This is a genomic window from Streptodolium elevatio, assembly GCF_040649515.1.
GTDB lineage: Bacteria > Actinomycetota > Actinomycetes > Streptomycetales > Streptomycetaceae > Yinghuangia > Yinghuangia elevatio.
This window is the reverse complement of the sequence record NZ_JBEZFP010000246.1, coordinates 1-5,409: the sequence shown is the minus strand read 5'-3', so window position 1 is coordinate 5,409 and position 5,409 is coordinate 1. Positions and strand designations below refer to the sequence as shown.

4 protein-coding genes are annotated in these 5,409 nt (G+C 73.9%); 1 reads left to right on the top strand and 3 read right to left on the bottom strand.

Annotated elements, in window-relative coordinates; translation table 11 throughout:
• The first annotated feature begins 359 nt into the window (after positions 1 to 359).
• Entirely contained in the window at positions 360 to 836 is a 477-nt protein-coding gene (locus tag AB0C36_RS42455) for a peptidoglycan-binding domain-containing protein (RefSeq protein ID WP_358364978.1), read from the top strand.
• A 99-nt stretch (positions 837 to 935) separates the two neighbouring features.
• Here the strand turns inward: AB0C36_RS42455 and AB0C36_RS42450 are convergent, their stop codons facing one another.
• The 3 genes from AB0C36_RS42450 to AB0C36_RS42440 all read right to left on the bottom strand — a co-directional run bounded on the left by AB0C36_RS42450 (position 936) and on the right by AB0C36_RS42440 (position 5,297).
• Complete coding sequence (locus AB0C36_RS42450; RefSeq protein WP_358364975.1) at positions 936 to 1,616, bottom strand: response regulator transcription factor; 681 nt, start codon at positions 1,614 to 1,616, stop codon at positions 936 to 938.
• Positions 1,613 to 2,914 (bottom strand): sensor histidine kinase, encoded by a 1,302-nt coding sequence (locus tag AB0C36_RS42445; protein ID WP_358364974.1) that lies wholly within the window; start codon positions 2,912 to 2,914, stop codon positions 1,613 to 1,615. Before AB0C36_RS42445 ends, AB0C36_RS42450 begins: the two co-directional genes overlap by 4 nt.
• A gap of 133 nt (positions 2,915 to 3,047) precedes the next feature.
• A complete protein-coding gene (locus AB0C36_RS42440; protein ID WP_358364972.1) occupies positions 3,048 to 5,297 on the bottom strand; it encodes an MMPL family transporter in 2,250 nt (749 codons plus the stop codon).
• Positions 5,298 to 5,409 lie beyond the last annotated feature (112 nt).

Below are 5,409 nucleotides of genomic sequence, written 5' to 3'. Positions count from 1 at the left end.
CCCGCGCGACCGCGCCGCGCGTTGCCCCCCACCAGGGCCGGGTACGGCGGCGCCGCATACTCGGGTGTCCTGGCCGGGGCCTTGCCCACAGGTCGCGACCGCACCCCTCGACGCCGGCCGCAACGTCCCGCTGGGCCCGTCGGGGCTTCCCGCATCCGGCTCAAAGCTGCATGGTCCGGTGACAGCGCACCGCCATAAACTGCGCGCGACATTCCGATCCCTGACCGGAATTGCCCTCCATGTGCCTGTTCCGAGCAGGCCGGAGTTTCGAAAGCGCACATCGAAAACGCACATCGGAACCGCACCCTCGGAACCGCACCCTCGACCTGGCACCACATCCTTCTCCCAAGGAGTACGTGATGCGCGCCTTGCCTCGAGTAACAGCACTCCTCGTGGCCGTACTGCTCGCCGCCACCGGGCTCACGGTCGGCGCCGCCCAGGGCGCCCCAGCCGCGGCCGCCGCCCTCGCCCACTGCCACGGCGACTCCAGTCCCGACGGGGGCCATACCGTGCTCCCCTCCACCTCCCCGAACAGCGGCAACTACAACTGCCTTCTCGACTACGGCGACGGCTTCGCCGGAGGCGACCAGTACTACGCGGTCCGGGCACTCCAGGAAGCCGCCGTGCTGTGCTACGGCCAGCAGATCGGCATCGACGGCCAGTACGGCACGAACACCAAGCAGGCCGTGAAGAACATCCAGAACTTCCACAACGTCTTCGGCGGCGCAGGCCTCACCGTGGACGGCGTGTACGGCCCCAACACCCGCAGCGTGATGGCATGGCCGTACTACAGCTTCACCGAACAGCGCTTCTACTGCTGGGGCCGGCCCGTCTAGCAGCCGGCAGCGAGCAGTTTCGACACCGCAGCAGCACGCGCCCCGCGGACGGACACGACGACACGTCCGCCCGCGGGGCCGCCGTTGCACCCAACGTGGTCAGGGGCCGGGAGGCTCCGGGCGTACCAGGCCGTTCTGGTAGGCGATGACGACGAGTTGCGCCCGGTCGCGGGCGCCGAGCTTGGTCATCGCGCGCTGCACGTGGGTGCGGACGGTCAGCACGCTCAGCACCAGCTCGCCGGCGATCTGGTCGTTGGACTTGCCGTGCGCCGCCAGGACGGTCACCTCCTGTTCGCGCGGCGTCAGGTCCGCGAGGCGTTCCACGGGCGCGAGCGGCGGCCCGGCGGCCGGGGTGGTCAGGAACCGGGTGATCAGGGCCTGCGTGGCACCCGGCGACAGGAGGGCCTCGCCCGCGGCGACGGTGCGGATCCCGTCCAGCAGCGCGTCCGTGGTCACGTACTTCCCGAGGAAACCGCTCGCACCCACCCGGAGCGCCTGGGCGACGTACTCCTCGGTCTCGAACATCGTCAGGATCAGGACGCGCGTGCCCGCCAGGTCCGGCGCCGCGCAGATCTCGGCGGTGGCCGTGAGCCCGTCCGAGCCGGGCATGCGGATGTCCATCAGGACGACGTCGGGCTTGTGCGCGCGGGCCAGTTCCACCGCCTGGCGGCCGTCGGCGGCCTCGCCGACCACCTCCATGTCGTCGCAGGAGTCGATCAGGAGCCGGAACGTGCCGCGCAGCAGGGCCTGGTCGTCGGCGAGGAGTACGCGGATCGTCAACGGGGTTCCTCAGGTCGTGGGCCGGGGCCGCCGGGGCCGAGGCCGGGCGGGGCGTCCGCGGAGGCCGCCTCGGAGGTTTCCTCCGCGGGAGAGCCCCCCGGGGTGCGGGGCTGGAAGGGCAGGACCGCCGCGACCTCGAAGCCGCCCTCGGGCCGTACGCCGGCGCGCAGTTCGCCGCCGACCGAGTGGGCGCGTTCGCGCATGCCCATCAGACCGTATCCGCCGCCGGGCACCGGTGCGGCGGGCCCCGCGGCCGCCGGGAAGTCGTTGGTCACGGTGACGCGCAGGCGCGAGGCGTCGTAGCGCAGCCGTACGCGGGCCTCGCGGTCGGGCGCGTGCTTCGTGGCATTGGTCAGCGCCTCCTGGATGATCCGGTACGCGGTCAGGTCCACTCCCGGCGACAGCGGCCGGACGTCCCCCTCGGTGCCGACGTCGACCGTCAGCCCGGCCGACGCGCACGCCGCGACGAGCGCCGGCAGCCGGTCCAGGCCCGGGGTCGGCTCCAGCGGATCGGTGTCCGGGTCGGCGCCCGGGGCGGCGGTACGACGCAGCAGGCCCACCGTGGCGCGCAGTTCAAGGAGCGCGGATGAGGTGGTGCCGACCAGGTCGGCCAGGATTTTGCGGGTCTGCTCCGGGTGCGTGTCGGCCAGGTGCGCGGCGGTGCCGGCCTGGGCGTGGGCGACCGCCATGTGGTGGGCGACGGCGTCGTGGAGTTCACGGGCGATGCGCATGCGTTCCTCGGCGACCCGCAGCCGCGCCTCCTCCTCGCGGGTGCGTTCGGCGTGCGCGGCGCGGGCCTGGACGGATTCGAGGTACGCGCGCCGGAAGCGGCTGCGGTCGCCCAGGGCCACCGGTAGCAGCAGCCACACGACCGTGCCCACGGTGCGGAGCACGAAGTCGTCGCCGAGTTCCTCGCCCGCCAGCGAGGTGGCCACCAGCACGACCATGGTCGCCGAGCCGTAGACGGCGGCGGTCCGCGGGCCGGTCAGCGCGACGAGCCAGTACAGGGCGGCCGCGACGGGAGCCAGCAGCAGAGGGCTGGGCAGGTAGCCCAGGCCGGTCAGCAGGGCGGCCGCGGCGACGGTGGCCGCGAGGGCGGCGCGCGGGTGGCTGCGCGACGTCAGGACGGCCGCGCTGGACGCCGCGAGGATCCAGACCGGCCACAGAGCCTGCGGGGGCGAGGACTCGGACGTGCTGATCTGGGTCCCGAGGAGCGCGCAGACGCACAGCACCACCGCCGCCACCGCGTCGGCGGCCCGGGCACGGCGTTCCGCGTACCGTTCGAGGTTGCCGGTCATCGTGCCTTCCGTGGGGGGCGTATCGAGGTCCATGGTCGCCGATGGGCGCCGAAACGGGCGCGCGGCCCGCCCGGCACAACGTGCTCGGGCGGACCGGCGGACGGTCTCGGGGACGGTCTTGCGGGCCGCTCGGTCAGAGGCGCGCCTCGACCGGCCCGCCCGGATCGCGGTCGGTGCCGGGACCGGGACCAAATCCAGCATCGGAACCCGGATCGGAACCGGGACCGCGGGTGTGGGGTCGGGTGAGTGCCTCGCCTTCCACGTCCACCCGCGGCAGGACGCGGCCGAGCCATGCCGGCAGCCACCACGCCCGGTCGCCGAGCAGGGCCAGGACGGCGGGCACGATCGCCATGCGGACCACGAAGGCGTCGAAGAGGACCGCGGCGGCCAGGCCGAACCCGAGCATCTTGATCATCGACCCCTCTTCCCCGATGAACCCGGAGAAGACCGCGACCATGATCAGCGCGGCGGCGGACACCACCCGGGCGCTGTGCCGGAACCCGGACACCACCGCCTGGTCCGCGGACTCCCCGTGCGTGTACGCCTCCCGCATCCGGGACACCAGGAACACCTCGTAGTCCATGGCCAGTCCGAAGACGATGCCCATCATGAAGATCGGCATCAGGCTCATGACCGGCCCGGTCTGCGCCACGCCGAACAGGCCTGCCGCGTGGCCTTCCTGGAAGACCAGGACCAGCACGCCGAGCGCCGCCAGCACCGACAGGACGAAGCCGAGCGCCGCCTTGACCGGCACCAGGACGGACCGGAAGACCACCATCAGCAGCAGCACCGCAAGTCCGCCCACGACGGCCAGGTACGGCGCCAGCGCGGACTGCACCTTCGCCGCGACGTCGATGTTCAGCGCGGTCGTGCCGGTGACCTCGAACGTCGCCGAAGCCTCCCGCTCCGCGGCCGGCCGGTCGCGGCGGATCGCCTCCACCAGGTCCTTGGTCTTCTCGTCCGTCGGGCTGGTCGACGGGGTGGCCCGGAACACCGCCGTGTCGTCGGCCTCGTTGAAGTCGGCCGGCGAGACCGACACGATGCCGTCCGTGGCGCCGATCCGATCGCTGACGGCCCGCACCGCGGCCTGCGGGTCGGCGGCTCCCCGCGCGTCCACGACGATGGTCAGCGGTCCGTTGAAGCCCGGGCCGAAGCCGTCGGCGAGTGCGTCGTACGCGCGGCGCTCGGTGGTCGCGGTCGACTTGGCCTCGTCGCCGGGCATGCCCAGTTGCAGCGAAGCCATCGGCACGGCCAGCGCGGCCAGGCCCGCCACGCCGAGGACCAGCACCGCGACGGGGCGGCGCAGCACGAAGCGGGCCCAGCGCGTGCCCAGGTTGACCCGTCCGCCCGCATCCGGACCGGAACCGGCCGGGACCGCACTACCCGGGACCGCACCACCCGGGACTGCACTACCCGGGACTGCATCACCCGGGAACGGCCCGCCCGCGGCCTCGACGTCCAGCCGTCCTGCACCGGGCCGTTCGCCCGTCGGGAGCACGGCCCGGCCGCCGCCCCGCCGGCTCGCCTTGTGTGCCCGGCGGGCCCGGCGCGAGAGGACCGCGTCCGGCCAGAACCCGAGCAGCGCCGGGACGACGGTCAACGCCACCAGCACGGCGACCGCGACGGCCCCGGCGGCGGCCAGGCCCATCTTCGTGAGCGTGGGGATCCCGACCACGGCCAAGCCCGCCAGGGCGATCACCACGGTGACCCCGGCGAACACGACCGCCGACCCGGCGGTGCCCACCGCGACCCCGGCCGCGTCCTGGGGCGGCCGGCCGCGCCCGCGTTCCTCCCGGTAGCGGGACACCACGAACAGGGCGTAGTCGATGCCCACCGCCAGGCCCAACATCATGCCGAGGGTGAGTGTGTCCGCGGACAGGCCCAGCGGCCCGGCGAGCAGCACGATGCCGAACAGGCTCACGGCCACTCCGACGATCGCGGTCAGCAGCGGCAGGCCCGCGGCCGCCAGCGAGCCGAACGTGACCAGCAGGACGAGCGCCGCCGCCGAGAGGCCGACGATCTCCGCGATCCCGCCAGGGCCGCCGCCGTCGTCCATCGCGGACCCGCCCGTCTCCACCGTCAGGCCCGCCGCGCGCGCCCGGTCCGCCGTCTCGTCCACCGCCGCGCGGCTGGCGTCGGAGACGTCGGAGGACTCCACCTTGTAGGTGACGGTCGCGTAGGCGGTCGAGCCGTCGTCGCTGACCGCGTCCGACGCGAACGGGTCGGCGACGTCGGCCACCTGCGGGCCGCCGGCGAGCGCGCCCACGGCGTCCTCGACGGCCTGCCGCGTGTCGCCGGCGGTCACCTTCCGCCCGTCGGGGGCGACGAAGACGATCCGCGCGGTGGCGCCGTCGGCGGCCGTTCCGGGGAAGCGCTCCTCCATGAGGTCGAACGCCGACGGATCCGATCACGCGATCCTCGACTACGCCCCGTACCTGGCAGCGTGGGCGACCGGCATGCTCGCCGCGCTCCTGCTGCTGTACCGGGCGCGCCTG

What these genes read in the sequence shown, in the direction of transcription:
- AB0C36_RS42455 (WP_358364978.1), top strand. Translation starts at nt 360, where the DNA reads ATGCGCGCCTTGCCTCGAGTAACAGCACTCCTCGTGGCCGTACTGCTC.
- AB0C36_RS42445 (WP_358364974.1), bottom strand. Translation starts at nt 2,914, where the DNA reads ATGACCGGCAACCTCGAACGGTACGCGGAACGCCGTGCCCGGGCCGCC.
- AB0C36_RS42440 (WP_358364972.1), bottom strand. Translation starts at nt 5,297, where the DNA reads ATGGAGGAGCGCTTCCCCGGAACGGCCGCCGACGGCGCCACCGCGCGG.